Source organism: Flavobacterium sp. (assembly GCF_035456085.1).
In the GTDB taxonomy this organism is placed as follows: domain Bacteria; phylum Bacteroidota; class Bacteroidia; order Flavobacteriales; family Flavobacteriaceae; genus Flavobacterium.
Window position 1 is genome coordinate 33,830 of record NZ_DATIDY010000081.1, and the last position, 17,055, is coordinate 50,884.

The 17,055-nt window shown below is 32.8% G+C and carries 13 protein-coding genes; 8 read left to right on the forward strand and 5 right to left on the reverse strand.

Annotation, left to right across the window (positions count from 1 at the left end; translation table 11 throughout):
* Positions 1-198: 198 nt before the first annotated feature.
* The 3 genes from ku to VLC96_RS06095 all read left to right on the forward strand — a co-directional run bounded on the left by ku (position 199) and on the right by VLC96_RS06095 (position 2,059).
* Complete coding sequence (gene ku / locus VLC96_RS06085; protein ID WP_325261355.1) at positions 199-978, forward strand: non-homologous end joining protein Ku; 780 nt, start codon at positions 199-201, stop codon at positions 976-978.
* 156 nt (positions 979-1,134) lie between these two features.
* Positions 1,135-1,629, forward strand: a complete 495-nt coding sequence (locus VLC96_RS06090; protein ID WP_325261357.1) for a DUF4199 domain-containing protein — start codon at positions 1,135-1,137, stop codon at positions 1,627-1,629.
* Positions 1,630-1,636: 7 nt separating this feature from the next.
* Complete coding sequence (locus VLC96_RS06095) at positions 1,637-2,059, forward strand: DUF1801 domain-containing protein (protein ID WP_325261358.1); 423 nt, start codon at positions 1,637-1,639, stop codon at positions 2,057-2,059.
* A 147-nt stretch (positions 2,060-2,206) separates the two neighbouring features.
* Here the strand turns inward: VLC96_RS06095 and ligD are convergent, their stop codons facing one another.
* The gene (gene ligD / locus VLC96_RS06100; protein ID WP_325261359.1) at positions 2,207-4,750 is read right to left on the reverse strand and encodes a DNA ligase D; all 2,544 of its coding nucleotides are present in this window, start codon (positions 4,748-4,750) and stop codon (positions 2,207-2,209) included.
* A 199-nt stretch (positions 4,751-4,949) separates the two neighbouring features.
* On the opposite strand from ligD, the gene VLC96_RS06105 reads away from it, so the two are divergent.
* Together VLC96_RS06105 and VLC96_RS06110 are read left to right on the forward strand one after the other, a co-directional pair.
* Positions 4,950-5,195, forward strand: coding sequence for a type II toxin-antitoxin system ParD family antitoxin (locus tag VLC96_RS06105; protein WP_325261361.1), 246 nt, complete (start codon positions 4,950-4,952; stop codon positions 5,193-5,195).
* On the forward strand, positions 5,195-5,497 hold the full coding sequence (locus VLC96_RS06110) for a type II toxin-antitoxin system RelE/ParE family toxin (RefSeq protein WP_325261363.1): 303 nt from the start codon (positions 5,195-5,197) through the stop codon (positions 5,495-5,497). The genes VLC96_RS06105 and VLC96_RS06110 overlap by 1 nt, the downstream gene beginning before the upstream one ends.
* Positions 5,498-5,509: 12 nt before the next feature.
* Here the strand turns inward: VLC96_RS06110 and VLC96_RS06115 are convergent, their stop codons facing one another.
* The 4 genes from VLC96_RS06115 to VLC96_RS06130 form a co-directional block, all read right to left on the reverse strand.
* Entirely contained in the window at positions 5,510-6,538 is a 1,029-nt protein-coding gene (locus tag VLC96_RS06115) for a LacI family DNA-binding transcriptional regulator (RefSeq protein ID WP_325261364.1), read from the reverse strand.
* 177 nt (positions 6,539-6,715) lie between these two features.
* Positions 6,716-9,388 carry a glycoside hydrolase family 2 TIM barrel-domain containing protein gene (locus VLC96_RS06120; protein ID WP_325261365.1) on the reverse strand — a complete coding sequence of 891 codons (2,673 nt, stop codon included), beginning with the start codon at positions 9,386-9,388 and terminating at the stop codon, positions 6,716-6,718.
* Between the two features lie 306 nt (positions 9,389-9,694).
* Entirely contained in the window at positions 9,695-11,497 is a 1,803-nt protein-coding gene (locus tag VLC96_RS06125; RefSeq protein WP_325261366.1) for a glycoside hydrolase family 2 TIM barrel-domain containing protein, read from the reverse strand.
* A 206-nt stretch (positions 11,498-11,703) separates the two neighbouring features.
* Complete coding sequence (locus tag VLC96_RS06130) at positions 11,704-12,744, reverse strand: LacI family DNA-binding transcriptional regulator (protein ID WP_325261385.1); 1,041 nt, start codon at positions 12,742-12,744, stop codon at positions 11,704-11,706.
* Positions 12,745-12,941: 197 nt separating this feature from the next.
* Here VLC96_RS06130 and VLC96_RS06135 point away from each other — a divergent pair, with 197 nt between their 5' ends.
* The 3 genes from VLC96_RS06135 (at position 12,942) to VLC96_RS06145 (ending at position 17,010) form a co-directional block, all read left to right on the forward strand.
* Positions 12,942-13,754 carry an SDR family oxidoreductase gene (locus VLC96_RS06135; protein WP_325261367.1) on the forward strand — a complete coding sequence of 271 codons (813 nt, stop codon included), beginning with the start codon at positions 12,942-12,944 and terminating at the stop codon, positions 13,752-13,754.
* Between the two features lie 25 nt (positions 13,755-13,779).
* Complete coding sequence (gene uxuA / locus VLC96_RS06140) at positions 13,780-14,955, forward strand: mannonate dehydratase (protein WP_325261369.1); 1,176 nt, start codon at positions 13,780-13,782, stop codon at positions 14,953-14,955.
* 393 nt (positions 14,956-15,348) lie between these two features.
* Positions 15,349-17,010 (forward strand): hypothetical protein, encoded by a 1,662-nt coding sequence (locus VLC96_RS06145; protein ID WP_325261372.1) that lies wholly within the window; start codon positions 15,349-15,351, stop codon positions 17,008-17,010.
* Positions 17,011-17,055: the final 45 nt, after the last annotated feature.

Below are 17,055 nucleotides of genomic sequence, written 5' to 3' on the forward strand. Positions count from 1 at the left end.
ACACTAGACAATTATTTATTAAACATGTATATTTTGTAATTTATTGTTTTTTAAGTATAAAGGCTAAAAACAAACAACTCCTTAAATTTATCCAACTTAAAAATCATCCCCATGATACACTTAATGATTTCAATGAGTATTGCAACAATCCTCTATTATATTGCTGCATCTTATGAAAAATGAATTTAAATTTAAATTATGAGATCAATCTGGACAGGCTCTATTAGTTTTGGATTAATTAATATCCCAATTAAATTATTTTCTGCAGTTGAGGAAAGTTCTCTTGATATGGACATGCTCGATAAAACCGACCACGCCAACATTAAATTCAAAAGAGTAAACGAAAATACAGGAAAAGAAGTCTCTTATGAAAACATTGTAAAAGGGTATAAAATAGAGGACGATTATGTTATTCTTGAAGATGAAGATTTTGCCGCTGCCGATGCCGAGAAAACCAAAACCATTGACATTTTGAGTTTTGCTTTAGAATCAGAAATAGATAGCATTTATTTTGAACAGCCTTATTATCTTGAACCAGACAAAGGCGCAATGAAAGCTTATGCATTATTACGAGATGCGTTGGAAATGTCCGGTAAAGTTGGAGTCACAAGTTTTGTACTGCGAAATAAAGAAGGTCTGGCAATCTTAAAACCATATAAAAATGTAATTGTTTTAAACCGAATTCGCTTTCAGCAGGAAATCAGAGATCCATCAGAATTAAATTTGCCACCTGTGTCTAAAACAAAGGCTAAAGAGATGGATATGGCTAATAAATTAGTTGAACAATTAACTGAGAAATTTGATATTTCGAATTATAAGGATGAATATACCGGTAAGCTTTTGCAAATTATAAAAGATAAAGCCAAAGGCAAAAAACCAGCTCCTACCAAAATGAAAGTCGTTCATAAACAAAATGATGATTTAATGGAAATGCTTAAAGCCAGCCTTGAAAACAAAAAAAAGAAAAAAAGCTCTTAGATAAGCCTCCAAAAAAAATTACAATACTTGCCACTATATAAATTTGCAAAATTGAAAAATCTTAAGACCAAAACACAATATTAATTATTTACATTTCAGAACTTTACATCCTGTTTAACTAAATTAGCGAACATTTTAATTTTGGAAAACTAGATCATGGTGAACAACATCTTAAAAAACGGGATTTTAGGTGGGATAGTTGCCGCAGTTGTCATGTCGGCGATGGTATTCTACATGAAAGCCAATCCGGGAGTGCAACCTAATACGGTTATTGGTTTTGCCAGTATGCTTTTGGCTTTTGTCTTTCTAATAGTAGGTGTCAAAAAAGATCGCGAAAGGAATAATGGTAAAATCTCTTTTGGAAAAGCATTTCTGGTTGGTTTGGAAATTTCGTTCATTATTTCGATCATTTACGTTTTGACCTGGCTGGTTATTTTTTATAATTTTTTCCCTGATTTTATAGAAAAATACAGTGACATGGTTTTGAAAAACACAAATCCCGAAGATCTTGCCGAAAAAACAACCGAAATGAATCAAATGAAAGAGTGGTACAAAAGTCCGCTCATGATAGTCCTACTCACTTTTATGGAAATTTTTCCTTTAGGTATTCTCATTTCGCTAATTGCCGGATTATTTTTAAAGCAAAAATAGAACAACAATGGCTACAAAAAATAAAACAACCGAAACAAATGTAGATGTAAAAAGCTTCATCAATCAATATGTCGATGATGAACAAAAAAAGTCAGACAGCCTTCAATTGATCGAACTTATGGAAAAATGGACAGGTTTTGCTCCCAAAATGTGGGGACCAACAATTATTGGTTTTGGATATTATCAGTACAAATACGAAAGTGGGCATTCTGGTGAAGCTCCTCTAATAGGGTTTTCCCCTAGAAAAACAGCATTTTCAATGTATGTGTATTTGCCAACTCAAGAAAACGATCAATTACTGAAAGATTTAGGCAAATTCAAAATGGCCAAAGCCTGTATATATGTAAAAAAACTTTCAGATATCAATATGTCAGTCCTGGAAAAAATCTGTAAATCAACAGTTGAACACATCAAACAAAAATACGACTAAGCCAACTGAAAAAAATCAACAGCAGAATCGCCTTTATTGTTGTCTTTCTGTTTCAAAAGAAGTTCCCGTATTTTTCAGATCAAAAAGACTCTCAATAACAAATTTACTAGAAGAAGTAAAAGATTGTTATCGGTAAAATTTAAATATTTAAGACATTTTTTTAATAATGGATTTAATATTAACTCCTTTACCTAAAACAGGTTTCCATAAATCTCCTTTTTTCTCAAAGCGATCCAATACATTTTTGATTGTAAATTGCTTAGGAGACAGTTCTTCGTTGACCTCATTCCATTCTAAAGGCGTTGACACAGTTGCGCCAGGCTTTGGTCTCACTGAATAAGGTGCTGCGAGAGTTTGTCCAGTTCGATTTTGCAGATAATCGATATATATTTTATGATTTCTTTTCTTTACAGTACGCTCCAAACTGGTTGTTTCTGGCAATCTTGTATTTACTTCATGAGCGATTAACTGTGCAAATAGTTTAGCGGTATCATAATCATATTTAGCTCCCAGCGGAATATAAACATGCAATCCCGTAGCACCTGAAGTTTTGCAGTAACATTCTGTTTCCAATTCATCCATAACTTCTTTTACTGTAAGTGCAGTTTTTACAACTTCTTTAAAATCATCTTTCTCAGGGTCTATATCAATTACTACCCAATCTGGATTTTCAATATTTTTGATTGTAGAATTCCAAGGATTTATATCAACACAACCCAAATTTGCCATATACAATAAAGTTGCTTTGTCATTGCAAATAAGATAATCAATATTAGCATTATTAGATTCAGAGAAAATCTTTTCTGTTTTTACCCACGAAGGCATTTTATCTGTATCAACATCTTTTTGATAAAAACCAGAAGCTGTAATTCCGTTTGGAAAACGATACATGGACTGCGGACGATCTTTTAAATAAGGCAGCATTAAATCTGCTACTTCATTATAATAATTCAAAATATCTCCTTTGGTAATCGAATCTTCGGGAAAATAAATCTTATTTTGATTGGTTAAATGCAACGTTACTTTGCCGACTTTTAAATCATAATCACTTTCCTCGTGCTCTTTTTTTTCATTCTTTTCATTCTTTTCCATCTCTTCTTTATTTTTTTCAAGAACTGTTTCTTTAATTTTTCCACTAAAAATCACTTCCTTTACCGGTTTATCAATTCGGAGTCCTAAAAAAACAGGCTGACGCAAATGATTATCGTCTGTCCATTCGGCAAATTTTATCTGGCAGACAAACTTTGGTTTTATCCACTGTATCTTATCCCGAATTGGTAATTTTTCATCCAAAGGCGATTTATCTACAAAATACCTAGCAAATTTGGTATGGAGTTCTTTGAGGATTTCCTGTGTAAATCCAGTACCACATTTGCCAATATATTTTAGTTTATCCCCTTGATATTGACCCAGCAATAAAGCTCCAAAATAAGTGCGGGAATTTCTTGGCTCTGTAATTCCTATAATAATCGCTTCCTCCTGTTGCGAAAGTTTTATTTTAAGCCAATCATTGCTTCGTCTTCCAATGATATATTGGCTACTGGCTCGCTTAGCAATTATTCCTTCGCTTTCTTTTTTGGCGGCAACTTCAAGGAAATCAATCCCTTTCTCACTGACATGTTCAGAATAAATGACGTTAGACAATTTGGATTTAGACAACAACATTTCCAGAAGTTGTTTTCTTTCTAACAAAGTTAAACTGGTGGTATCATTGCCATCGAGGTTTAATATATCGAAAACATAATAAAGCAGCTTTCCTTTTCCGGTTTTTAAATAATTTTGAAGAAATTGAAAGTTAGAACGCCCTTTCTCATCTTCTACAACCACCTCTCCATCCAAAACAACTTCATGATTTATCTTTCTTAACTCCTCGGTAATAGGCTTGAAATTGTTGGTAAAAGAATTACGATTTCTGCTAAAAAGTTCAACATTGTCTTCTTCTACTAATGCAAGAGTTCTATAACCATCAAATTTATTTTCAAAAATCCAATCGGGATCGTCAAAAGGTTTTTCGACCAGAGTAGCCAACATAGGTTTGTGAAAAGCAACTTCAACTCTTTTGTGAGTTGTCTTTTTTTCAATTATTTTTTTTTTAACAGGAGCTTTTTCTTTAGCTGTTTTCTTTTCGAGGGATTCTAAAGTTTTCTTAGTAATTACAGATTTGTCTTTTGCAAGTATATCATCTTCGGAGGCATATTTATCCTCTTTTTTCATTAATAACCAGGCATTTTCCTGTTTACCTCTCAATTTTACTAACGAGAAATCTCCTTTGAGTTTTTTGCCTTTAAGTGTAAAACTTAAATGTCCTTTTTTAAGATCCGATTGTAATTTATTTTCAATAGTTCCTTTATAATTAGAATCAGAGGGAAGATAAGTTCCGTTGTCCCAGACTATGACGTTTCCTGCACCATAATTTCCTTCAGGAATTGTTCCTTCAAAATCCTTGTAATTGTATGGATGATCTTCGACCATCATCGCCAAACGCTTCACTTCGGGATCCAGAGACGGGCCTTTTGGTACTGCCCAACTTTTTAACACACCATCCATTTCCAAACGAAAATCGTAATGTAAATGAGACGCAGCGTGCTTTTGAACAACGAAAATCAATTCATTTTCTGATCTTCCAATTTCGCCTTCAGGTTCGTCGGTAACGGTAAAATTTCGCTTTTGATTGTATTTTTGAAGAGACATAATCTTGAAAATTAGATGACATTTAAATCATTTAAGTATTTCAAAATTAAATCGTTAAACTCCGAAAAAATTACATAATTACGAGTGAAAATTATATTATTTATCAGTTTATAAAAAAGTTAGCAGTAACTTTTGCGCAAAAACTGAAAAAATTTGAATTTAATACCAATTCTTGGTATCTTTGGTAAAAAATAGAATTATGGCACGAAATACATCAATATTATTAGGAGACTATTTTGAAAACTTTATTAATGAACAAATTTCAACTGGAAAATATAATTCAGTAAGTGAAGTTGTTAGAACTGCTTTAAGAGTTTTTGAGCAAGAAGAAGCTAAAACAAAATCTCTAATCAATGAACTAAAAATTGGTGAAGAGAGTAGTAAAATCAGAAATTTTGACCGCAATAAAAATCTTGAAATACTTACAGCTAATTTTCAAAAATAATGTCAAAGTATATTATTAGTGAAAAGGCATTAGAAGATATTAATAACATTTGGATTTATACAGCAGAAAATTGGTCTGTCGAACAAGCTAATCGATATTATAACTCAATCATTGACGAAATTGAATATATCGTCGATAATTTTGACATGGCTCATGACTTTGGGAAAATTCGAACATCATATAGATATTCAAAAGTAAAATCACATTTAATTTTCTTTAAAAAAGACAAAACAAATGAAATTGAAGTCGTTAGAATTTTACACGAAAGAATGGATATTGAAAACAGATTAGCGAATAAATAAAAGAAAGAAAAATTAAAAAACACGTTTATTTGAAGATTCACGGACTTTTAATTCGGCATTAAGTACAATCTTTTTAGATATTTCTTTGACGTTTTTTTGCTTAAGCAACATTAACATCAATTCCATTAAACTATGGCAAATAGCTTCTAATGGTTGAGATACTGCCGTAATTGTTGGATTGTAGATTTTGAAAAGTTCATTATCTCCAAATGCAACCATCCCTAAATTATAGTTGGACTCCAAATTATTTTCTTTAAAAGTTTCTAAACCTGATTGGGTAAGGTAATTTGTTGCAAAAAAAACAGCGTCTAAATCCTGAGTAGTAAGATATTTTTTTATGGATTTTTTTGCTTTGCCATTTTTGGCATCTTTGTATGGAATTTTAAGAATGTGTGATTTTAATTTATTTACCGCTATTGCATTTTTATAACCCAGCAAACGATTCTGAACTTGCATTTGGTCGGAATCTGTTGTTATAAAAGCAATCTTTTTATAATTGTTTGCAATTAAATGACTAGTCGCATCAAAAGTTGCTTTTTGATCATCAATAACAACACTATTACATTCTAAATCATGAAAATAACGATCCAACAGGATAACAGGGTGATTTTCTTCAATCAACTCGGCAACCATGTTTTTTATGCCTGGAGAAGGAACGATTATGAAGCCATCAACTTGCCTGTTTTTGAATAATCCGATTAGCTCGAGCGATTTGGTATCATCATTTTCATTACTACAAAAAATCACTTTATATCCTTTTTCATAAGCAATGTCCTCAATAATCCTGGCTAATTTTGCAAAGAAATAATTAGAAATATCTTCGACCATAAAAACCAATATTTTGGATTTCCCAGTCCTCAAGCTTTGCGCCAATTGATTGGGTTTATAATTTACCTTTTGAGCATAATCTAAAACTTTTTGGGTAAGAATTTCTGAAATATGTTTTTCTTTTGCCTTGCCATTTAAAACAAAAGAAACTGTTGTAACTGATATATTTAAATGCTCGGCAATATGCTTAATCGAGACCGTTTTATTTTTCATTCGTAAAGTTTAAAAATCCTCAATTCATCGTTCATTTTCAACCGTCATAATCAGGAAATATTCAACAAATATAGCAAAACGGCTAAGGTTTCATCAGGATACAAATGATAAAGTTTTAATAAAGAAATTAATTGTTTTTATTATTTTAAATAACTTCAAAACAAGTAACAAATCAATTTAATAGCATTTTTTCAACTGAATGCCATTCAAAATTGTCTCTCCTAATATTGGTGTAAAATTAATTTTGATTCCAGATTGATTGGTTACAATTATTGGAATTGTATAACTTATCGCCTGCCCTGACTTTAGTTCATTTTTATTACCTAATCTTTCAATCGCTGGTTTGCCATTGATGATTACATCAAACAAACGTTCGGCAAACTGATCTTTATTGGCTGTTTTATCGCTTAAATTATAAGCTAGTGTTTTTTGCTCTTCGGTAGAAAGTAATTCGGCGAAGTGTAGAGTCAAATTATATTTACCATCAGGAACATCAAAATTATAACCTGTAATTCCAACACGTTGCGTTTGATAAACAGGATCCAACAAAGTCCCACTAATAGCAATATTAGAACCAAAACTTTGTCTTGCTGTATCTGCTAATTGGAAAACTTTTCCGCCAATATATCCCCAAGATCCTACTTTATATTCCTGATCTGGCAACCATAATTGCTTATCTTCTTCTGATAAAAAATAACGATTGTCACCAACACTCACATTAATTTCATCAAATGGAAGTGTCTTACTGGCTAATTGCTCAGGAACCAAATTTGCGGTTATACTAAGTTGGTCTTGAATAAATACATCACCGTCTCCAGCCGTTGCAATTAGAGTATTTTCTCCTTGCTTAAAAGGAACGTTGAAATTGGCACAACCCATTACTGTAGATTGCATATCTAGTTTTTTCCCATTCACAGTCAAGCTAATTGATTTTTGATTACTGTAAACTTTTAATTGTTGTTCCAATATATCATTGGCATTAGCGACACCACCAACTATATTTCTTCCGCTTAAGCCAATTTTCAGAAAAGGTTTGGTCAATAAATTTGCCTGATAGAATAAATAACTGTCTTTCGGTTTTCTATCAATAGTCAGTAAACCTTTATTGTTTATGCTTGGGTCAGTTTCCGCACGTTCTTCAGAACTAAAATCAGCCAAGTTCCAGGCAATTCCAGCCGCTACAAATGGTCGATCAAGCATAGCTTTTAAATATACCTGATGATAATCAATTGCATATTCAACGCTCTTGTCAAAACGGATGGGATTGTTGCTGTGAAGTCTAATATCGGCATCAGCTCCATACTCAGTGATTAACAATGGTTTGTTCGGTAATTCTTTGTGATGCATATCTAAATAAGCCGCAAAACCATCTAACTTTCCGCCATACCATCCCTGATAAAGATTCCAACCTACCAACATTGGGATTTTGGTAAGTCCAACGCGATTATAAAGTTCAAAACTACCATGATTTGGTATCATTGTGTACCTAGTAGGGTCTTCGCTACGGGTTATATCTTCAATTTCTTGTGCCAGTTTTGCTACACTTTTGAAATAAATTTCACGACGATCTTTATCATTTCCAAAAGGTGGACGAAGCAAAATTTCGTTCATGTAAGCCCAAATTATTACACTTGGATGATTGAAATTTTGACGTATCATCTCACGCTGCATGTATTTACAATTCTCCGAAAAAGCTTCCGATTCGGTAATTGCATTTACTATTGGAATTTCAACAGAAGCTAAAATCCCTAATCGATCGCAGGCTTCTAAAACGACTGGATCTTGTGGATAATGGGCTACACGCAAAAAGTTTCCTCCCATTTTTTTTAATAAATGCACATCATTAATAGCAATTTCATTAGAAACCGTGTTGGCCATTCCTTTAAAATCCTGATGTCTGCTTGCACCAATTAATTTCAAAGATTTTCCATTTAAAAAGAAACCATTATCGGCATCAAAATTAAACCATCTGAATCCTAATGAATTAGATATTTCATCTAAGATTTTGCCAGTTTTTTTGTCTGTAATTGTTGTGATTACCTGATAAAGATTTGGTGTATCTGTTGACCATAATTTTGGATTTTTAATATCCTGAAAATCAATCTCAAAGACATTATTAGTATTCAGTTTCAGTTTTTGCTGTTGTTTTGCGATTTTGGTATTTTGATCGACAATTGTTGCTGTAACAATCACTTCTTGCTCCGTACCTTTGCTTATAGTTCCTTTTATTTTTACAGTTGCTTTGTCATTGGTAACGAGTGGCGTAGTGATAAAAACTCCTTTACCTCCATACTGGTCGATTTCGAAATGTGTCTTGGCAACAGCACTAATAAAAACATCGCGATACAATCCTCCAAAAAAGGTAAAATCAGCAGTTAATGGCGGAATATCAGCTTGGTAACTATTGTCTACTTTTACTGTGATTTCATTACTTTTTTCGTCTCCGAATTTTACAAAAGGCGTAATATTAATAGTAAAAGCTGTGTATCCACCAATGTGTGAACCCGCTTTTTTACCATTTACAAAAACTTCAGTCGTTTGATTGGCACCTTCAAATAATAAATAAACATCACGGTTTTCCCAAGTTTTAGGAATATTTACAGTTTTTGTATACCAGCCAGCTCCTCTGTAATAGCCAGGAGTATCATCGTTGACATCCGTTTTGTTCCAGCTATGTGGAATTTGGACTTTTTCCCAATTTTTCTGATTTAGCACTTCAGGATACGTTACATTGCCTTTAAAAAAATCCCAGTTGGAATTGATTGAAAATGTAGTTTTCTCTTGACCAAATGTTGAAAAAGCAAACAAAACAGAAAGCAAAATAGTAAACCAACGTTTTTTGTTATTCATAGTAGTAAATTTTAATAAATCATAATCCCACAGTCTTTTGTCTAAACCCTATTTACTAAATTAAGAGCAAGTTCTTTTTTACTATAGCAGAAAATTTATAAATAAAAAACCCCGAGAAATATCTTCGGGGAATCAAATATATTATTAATACCATTATGTTTGATATAGTAAAATTGTATTGTACAATTTTTATACTACAACTGTATTATTTTGCAACATCATTATCATCAGCAAGGTTTTAGGTTAAAAAAAGTATTTGCTGGAATAAAGCTGTCGTGTTTATTATTTTTTCGGAAGTAATGAGTGTTACTTATACTCTTCGGCCTTTTTATCGTACCAATTTTTCATTACATAAAAAGCTTTCTTCTTAATTCCTCCGCTAGAAATTAAACCCTTACGATTAAAGAAATCCTGAATATCTGGCAGTTGACGGCGAGGTGATCTAAAATCAACAAGTATCCAAGGTGAAATTCCTGAAAGTCCTTCAATATGGTTGAACATTTCGGTGTTTTGCTTATACAATTCTTCCTGATATTCTTCTGTCCAACGCTCTGTTTTATCCCCATGTCTTCCTTGTAAAGCCTCACCTCCAAATTCACTTACAATCACTGGTTTGTTATAAGGAATAACCCATTTCATAGTTTTGCAAGATTCATTAGTTCCTCGATACCAGCCCACATATTGGTTAAAACTTACGATATCAACATATTCATTCATGTTATCATGAAGTGTATTAACGTCATTTTCGCTCTTCGTAACTTCCATAGCCATACTTATCAAACGAGAATTGTCTTGTGTACGGGCATATTTGGCTAGTTTGCTAAGGAAAACATCACGATCATCACCATGAGGGGTTTCATTAGCAATTGACCAAATCACAACACCGCAACGGTTTTTATCCCTGTAAATCATATCATGAAGTTGGTGTTCTGCATTAGCATAAGTATCTGGATTAGTCCATGAAATTGTCCAATAAACCGGAACTTCAGACCAAACCATCAATCCCATTTTTTCAGCTTCACGAACCATATTTTCATTATGTGGATAATGCGCCAAACGAACATAATTACAACCTAATTCTTTGGCCCATGTCAATAAAGTAGTAGCATCTTCTTTTGACCAGGCTCTGCCTTGTCTAAATGGTGCTTCTTCGTGAATGCTAATTCCTCTCAAAAAAGTCTTTTTACCATTCAATAAAATTTCTTTACCTTTTGTTTCAATCGTTCTGAAACCTATTTTATCAGTAATATTTTCACCAGATTTATCAATCACAACGTCATATAATTTTGGTGATTCTGGTGTCCATAAAACGGGATTTGTTTTTACTTCAAAATAAGCTATTCCGTTTGCATCAGTAACAATGTCTTTTTTGATTTTTAATTCTGGAATTTTAACCGATAGAGACTGATTCGCAACAACTGAATTTAATTTTATCCATCCAGAAATTTTCTTAGAATCTTTTTTGTCCAATTGAACCAAATAATCTTCAACATACACTTTAGGTACTTTTGCCAACACTACATCACGAGTAATTCCGCCATAATTCCACCAATCCATATTTACAGTTGGAACATTATCTTTATGGCGTTTGTTATCGACTTTTACAACAACAAAATTCTTTCCATCTTTTAAAACATCAGTAACATCAAAATTAAAAGGAGTATAACCTCCAACATGACCACCTACAAACTTACCATTCACATAGACTTTAGCATCATAATTAACTGCGCCAAAATATAGAATCCCTTTTGAATCTGAGGTTTTTTTATAATCAAAGTCTTTTTCAAACCAAACTGTTCCTTCATAGAAAAATAGTTTTTCATCTTTAGTATTCCAGTCTGACGGAATATCCATAGTTGCAGAAGTAGCAAAGTTGTATTCTACCAAATAGTCAGTAGAAAATGGTTTGTTTTCGAAAAAACCATTGGTTTTAAATGGTTGAAGTCTATAATCATAATAGCCATTTTCGAGCGGATCTACTATGTAACTCCATTTTCCATTTAAAGTGATGTTATCACGGGCAGAAATATTGGCAACCAAAGGAATTTCCTGTGCTATGGCTTTTCCTAAAAAAGAAAAAACAAAGCATAACGTAATTATTTTTCTCATAGTCAAGTTTGTATTAATGATAAATTAAAAATGCTGCTCGATATAAATTGATCAGCAATTTACTAAAATTACTTCTAATCAAAATCCGGATAAAATTCAGGACATTAAGCTTATCATCTTTATAGAATTTACGAGTCCTATTAGAGGTTTGATTAAAATTATTCCCAAAAAAAATGCTAACCTTAAGAAAATAAAAATCACGAATCTTATTTATTATCAGGACGAATGTAATTTTCTTTAACAATTATCTCCAACGGAATAATAATATTAGAAGTAAAATCTTCCTGCAACACAACTTTTTTATACAAATATTGAACCGCAAGATAGCCTTGTTCCTCAGGTTTTTGGTTAATTAAAAAATCGATACTTCCAGAATTGAGATGTTGTATATTGTCTTCCAATAAATCATAACCAATAATTCGGATACCTTTGATATGATGCTCTTCTAAAAAACGTGCAATAATATAAGCCCGGGAATTAGGGATAAAAATGCTGCTGGTATCGGCGAACATGTCAACATGCAGGCTATCAATATCTGATTCTTTTACATTTACTTCGGAAAATTTGAAATTTGTTATTGAAGGATTCTCCTCAAAATAAGAATAAAACCCTTTGATGCGCTGCAAATAAACCGAAGTACTTTCAATGTCGCGGGTAATCTTAATAATCAGAACTTTTCGTTGGTCTTTTACTGCAAAGCTTATTAACCGACCAGCCAGATAGCCACTTTTAAAGGCATCCTGTCCAATATAAAAATGAGGTATTCTACTTTGAATATCAGAATCAATCATAACAACCGGCAGTTGCTTTTTAGCATATAAATCTAAAAATGCGATAGATTCTTTGTGAAAAATTGGAGCAAACAACAAACCATTACATTCAAAATCAATGACTTTGGAAATAGTATTTTTAAATGAAACCGGATCAAAATCATAATAAAAATATTCTAATTCGATACCAAATTTTTTAAACTCTTCTTCTGCTTTTTTAATTCCGATGATTTGACTTTTCCAGTATTCTATTTCCTTAAATTTTGGTAGAAAAACGGCAAATTTAAATTTCTTTTTTGCCGCCAGATTACTCGCAAATATATTACGCTTAAAACCATATTGGTCTATAATCGCATTGACTTTATCAATATTTTCCTGACTCACCTGACCTCTTTTATGGATAATCCGGTCAACTGTACCAGTTGAAACATTGGCTAACTCCGCTATTTTTTTGATTGTAATGATACCTTCTTTTATTTAAGTTAATGAGATCGTAAATTTAATTTTTTTATTTAAAATTCAATTTTATTATTCCACTTTTTATATATATTTGTAAAGTCCGTGTGCGTACACGAAAATAATGCTTTTTAAAATGTTTAGTTCTATTTTTCTATCTTTTTGATATACAGCATGCTTCATTTTTTAACTAGAATTTAATTTTAACTAAATTACCAATGGAATCAATTTTTAATTTGAACAATAAAATAGCTCTGATAACTGGTGGAGCTGGAGTATTAGGGAGTAACATGGCAAAGGTCTTGTCCAAACAAGGTGTAATCACCGGAATTGTTGGATTAACTTTAGAAGAAGCTCAAACAACTGTAAACGAAATAGAAAAAGAAGGCGGAAAAGCATTTGCTGTAAAAGGAAATGTTTTAAATGTAGAAGAACTTGAGGCAATTAAAACATTAATCGTAGAAAAATATGGCCGATTAGACATCTTGATAAATGCAGCTGGCGGAAATATGCCTGGCGCAACTATTGGACCCGACCAGGCTTTTTATGATTTAAAGGTTGGCGATTTACAAAAAGTATTAGATTTAAATATAATAGGAACTGTACTTCCTACTCAGATTTTTTCAGAACTTTTTGCAAAACAAAAAAGTGGTGTAATCATCAATATTTCATCGGCATCGGCAGAAAGACCGTTAACTCGCGTAGTAGGTTACTCAGCATCAAAAGCTGCTATTGATAATTTCACTAAATGGACAGCAGTTGAATTAGCAAGCAAATATGGCGAAGGTATTCGTGTCAATGCAATTGCTCCAGGATTTTTTATTGGTGAACAAAACAGAGCATTATTACTTACTCCAGAAGGAGAATTGACAGCACGAGGCATCAAAATTATTGATCATACTCCAATGGGACGCTTTGGTGTACCGCAAGATTTAGATGGTGTATTGCTTTTCTTATGTAGTGATATGTCAAAATTTGTAACGGGTACCATAATCAAAGTTGATGGTGGTTTTGGTGCTTCAAGCATATAATTATAATTTTAAAAAAATAAAAAAAATGGAACAAACATGGCGTTGGTACGGTCCCAAAGACCCGGTATCATTATCAGATGTAAAACAGGCTGGAGCTACAGGAATTGTATCAGCTTTACACCATATTCCTAACGGTCAAATATGGACAATCGATGAAATTAACCAAAGAAAGAAAATCATTGAGGATGCGGGATTAACCTGGTCAGTGGTAGAAAGTATTCCTGTACACGAAAATATAAAAACTCGTTCAGGAGATTATCTTACTTATATTGAAAACTATAAAAAAAGTATCGAAAATTTATCAGTTTGCGGAATCAACATTGTATGCTACAACTTTATGCCGGTTTTGGATTGGACCAGAACCGATTTGGAATTTGAAGTAGAAGATGGTTCCAAAGCACTTCGTTTTGATGTGGTTGCTTTTGCCGCTTTCGAATTATTTTTATTGAAGCGTCCGGGAGCTTCAGACACTTATCCGGCCGAAATTCAATCTCAAGCAAAATTGTATCTGGAAAAACTTTCTGATGACGAAAAAGCAAAACTTGTCAAAAACATCATCGCAGGATTGCCCGGTGCTGAAGAGGGATATACTTTGGAGCAATTTCAAACTATTTTGGATACTTATGCAACCATTGATGCTCCAAAATTAAGAGAAAATTTAGTTTCATTTTTGAAAGAAATCGTTCCTGTGGCTGCCCAAAATAATGTTTTGATGTGTATTCACCCTGACGATCCGCCTTATCCAATTTTAGGATTACCAAGAGTAGTAAGTACCGAAGAGGATTATGCCCATTTATTTTCTGAAGTTCCTAATATTTCAAACGGAATTACTTTTTGTACGGGGTCATTAGGAGTTAGAGCAGATAATGATTTGGTTCGAATATTCAAACGTTTTGCCGACAGGGTTCACTTTTTGCATCTCAGAAGTACAAAACGTGACGAAGTAGGAAACTTTTACGAAGCAAACCACTTGGAAGGTGATGTAGATATGTTTGCCGTTATCAAAGAAGTTGTTGTCGAAGAAAACAGACGTAAAGCAGCAGGAAGAAAAGATGCTTTGATTCCGATGCGCCCTGACCACGGTCATCAAATGCTGGATGATTTGAAGAAAAAAACAAATCCCGGATATTCTGGAATCGGCCGTTTAAGAGGTTTAGCCGAATTGCGAGGACTCGAATTGGGAATTAAAAGAAGTTTATAAAACCTATCCACCTTCACTTGTTTAAAAACAGTGAAGGTGTTTTTTTTTTAGTGGTATTTCAAGTAAAATTCAATCTGGACATTTTACAATTTTGACATTAATTCTTTTTTGTCTTCTACTCCTACCTATCAATAATCACTAATCAATTATCATAAACACAACATACTAAATAACAACATTCTGTACATTTTTTATACCTATCATGGACTTTTGAATCCAATTTGATTAATAAATTTATCGTTAAATAACAGACAATTTTTGAGGCAATTCAGTAATTGTTTTAAAAATAAATTATCAAATAAAAACTTAGCACAATCGATCAATGAGCAAATCAGAATAATAATTGACTTATCAATTCATTCAGTACCTGATTTAACTAAAAATACCACAAACATGCAGAGACAAACTCTCAATTTCAGTCATAGTTTTTTGATTGGTTGCCTAATATTAGCTATTAATGTTAAAAGTCAGGAAACGCCAAAAATCCTCAATGATAACCAAAAGCAAATTAACTATCTACCTGATTTTAGTTATGCTGGCTATCATTTTGGAGAAAGCAATCTTCCGGAATCTCAAGTTAAAATTATTAATGCAACAGACTACGGAGTAAAATCAGATGATGCATTAGATGATTCAAAAGCTTTATTAAAATCAATAAAAGCGGCCAATGAAGTTGAAGGAAATGTAACTCTGCAATTACCTGCTGGACGTATAATATTAAGTGATATTTTATATATTGAAAGAAGCAATTTTGTGCTACGTGGTACTGGTTCAGGCGATAACGGAACAGAAATTTATTGCCCGAGACCAATGATGTATCTCAAAGATCCAGAATCATTATCAGAATTGAGAGAATACCTGACTACTTTTGATAAAAGACAGCGAGAGAAAGAAAACAACATCGACTTGCCTTTTTCCCAATATGCATGGTCTGGAGGCTTTATTTGGACTCAGGTTCCGAATGAACGTGTAAAATCATATTTGGATAAATACGAGCCCATTCCAACTATTTTGGCCAAAGTCAGTAGCGGAAATACAGGCGAACATGTAATTACCGTTTCGGAAATAAAAGGGCTAAAAGTTGGCGATGTTGTGGAGTTACAATTATTCAATAAAGATGGAGAAACTGGTGAAATCATCAAAGATTTATACAAAGGTGCTAACGTAAAACCAGGTTCACATCATTGGAACTTCCCAAAATTACCAATTGTAAGGCAACAAGTTGAAATTGTTAAAATAGCTGGTTCAAAAATTACGATTAAAACCCCTCTTACAATTGCAATTAAACCAAGTTATCAGGCACAATTAGTAGAATGGAAACATTTAAATGAAGTCGGAATCGAACATCTTCGGATAACATTTCCTGATATTCCAAGGGTTGCACATCATGTGGAGCCAGGAAATAATGGTATCTTTTTGACCCGAGTTTTCAATAGCTGGGTAAAAGATGTAACGATTACAAATGCTGATAGCGCAATTTTGGCTGAAGAAATTGCCAACGTCACGATACAGGATATTGTTACAAATGGAGATCATCTGGCACATTATACAGTTACTTTAGGAGGTGTCCACAATGTTTTGGTCAAAAATCTCAAAGTTTATAACAATGCAGTTCATCCGTTGAGTTTTAACACATTTGCAACCAAAAACGTTTATCAGAATTGCGAAATATTTGTAAGTCCAGTTCTCGATCAACATTCGGGTGCCAATCATCAAAATCTATTTGATAATATTACGGTTCATTTAACTCCAGACAACGCCAATAGTTACGCATTGTTTGGCGGAGGTGGCGCCGAATATTGGAAACCGTCTCATGGACCATACAGTACATTCTGGAATCTGAATGTGCAAGTTCCAAATCCAGAAAAAATCACAAAATCAATTTTACTTTATGGAATGAAAGATGGTCCACTTGCCCGAATAATTGGTGTGAATGGCAATGCAAAATTTGAAATTAAATACGAACCTGATCCATATATAGAATTTTTGAACATTCCAATGGACAAAGTTCCTTCACTATATGATTACCAACTAGCAAAACGATTAAAAAAATAATAACACTTAAAGATTTTTTAATTTATTTGATAATGAAATTTAATT

What these genes read in the sequence shown, in the direction of transcription:
- uxuA (WP_325261369.1), top strand. Translation starts at nt 13,780, where the DNA reads ATGGAACAAACATGGCGTTGGTACGGTCCCAAAGACCCGGTATCATTA.
- ligD (WP_325261359.1), bottom strand. Translation starts at nt 4,750, where the DNA reads ATGTCTCTTCAAAAATACAATCAAAAGCGAAATTTTACCGTTACCGAC.
- VLC96_RS06095 (WP_325261358.1), top strand. Translation starts at nt 1,637, where the DNA reads ATGGCTACAAAAAATAAAACAACCGAAACAAATGTAGATGTAAAAAGC.
- VLC96_RS06125 (WP_325261366.1), bottom strand. Translation starts at nt 11,497, where the DNA reads ATGAGAAAAATAATTACGTTATGCTTTGTTTTTTCTTTTTTAGGAAAA.
- VLC96_RS06120 (WP_325261365.1), bottom strand. Translation starts at nt 9,388, where the DNA reads ATGAATAACAAAAAACGTTGGTTTACTATTTTGCTTTCTGTTTTGTTT.
- VLC96_RS06115 (WP_325261364.1), bottom strand. Translation starts at nt 6,538, where the DNA reads ATGAAAAATAAAACGGTCTCGATTAAGCATATTGCCGAGCATTTAAAT.
- VLC96_RS06145 (WP_325261372.1), top strand. Translation starts at nt 15,349, where the DNA reads ATGCAGAGACAAACTCTCAATTTCAGTCATAGTTTTTTGATTGGTTGC.
- VLC96_RS06105 (WP_325261361.1), top strand. Translation starts at nt 4,950, where the DNA reads ATGGCACGAAATACATCAATATTATTAGGAGACTATTTTGAAAACTTT.
- VLC96_RS06135 (WP_325261367.1), top strand. Translation starts at nt 12,942, where the DNA reads ATGGAATCAATTTTTAATTTGAACAATAAAATAGCTCTGATAACTGGT.
- VLC96_RS06090 (WP_325261357.1), top strand. Translation starts at nt 1,135, where the DNA reads ATGGTGAACAACATCTTAAAAAACGGGATTTTAGGTGGGATAGTTGCC.
- ku (WP_325261355.1), top strand. Translation starts at nt 199, where the DNA reads ATGAGATCAATCTGGACAGGCTCTATTAGTTTTGGATTAATTAATATC.
- VLC96_RS06110 (WP_325261363.1), top strand. Translation starts at nt 5,195, where the DNA reads ATGTCAAAGTATATTATTAGTGAAAAGGCATTAGAAGATATTAATAAC.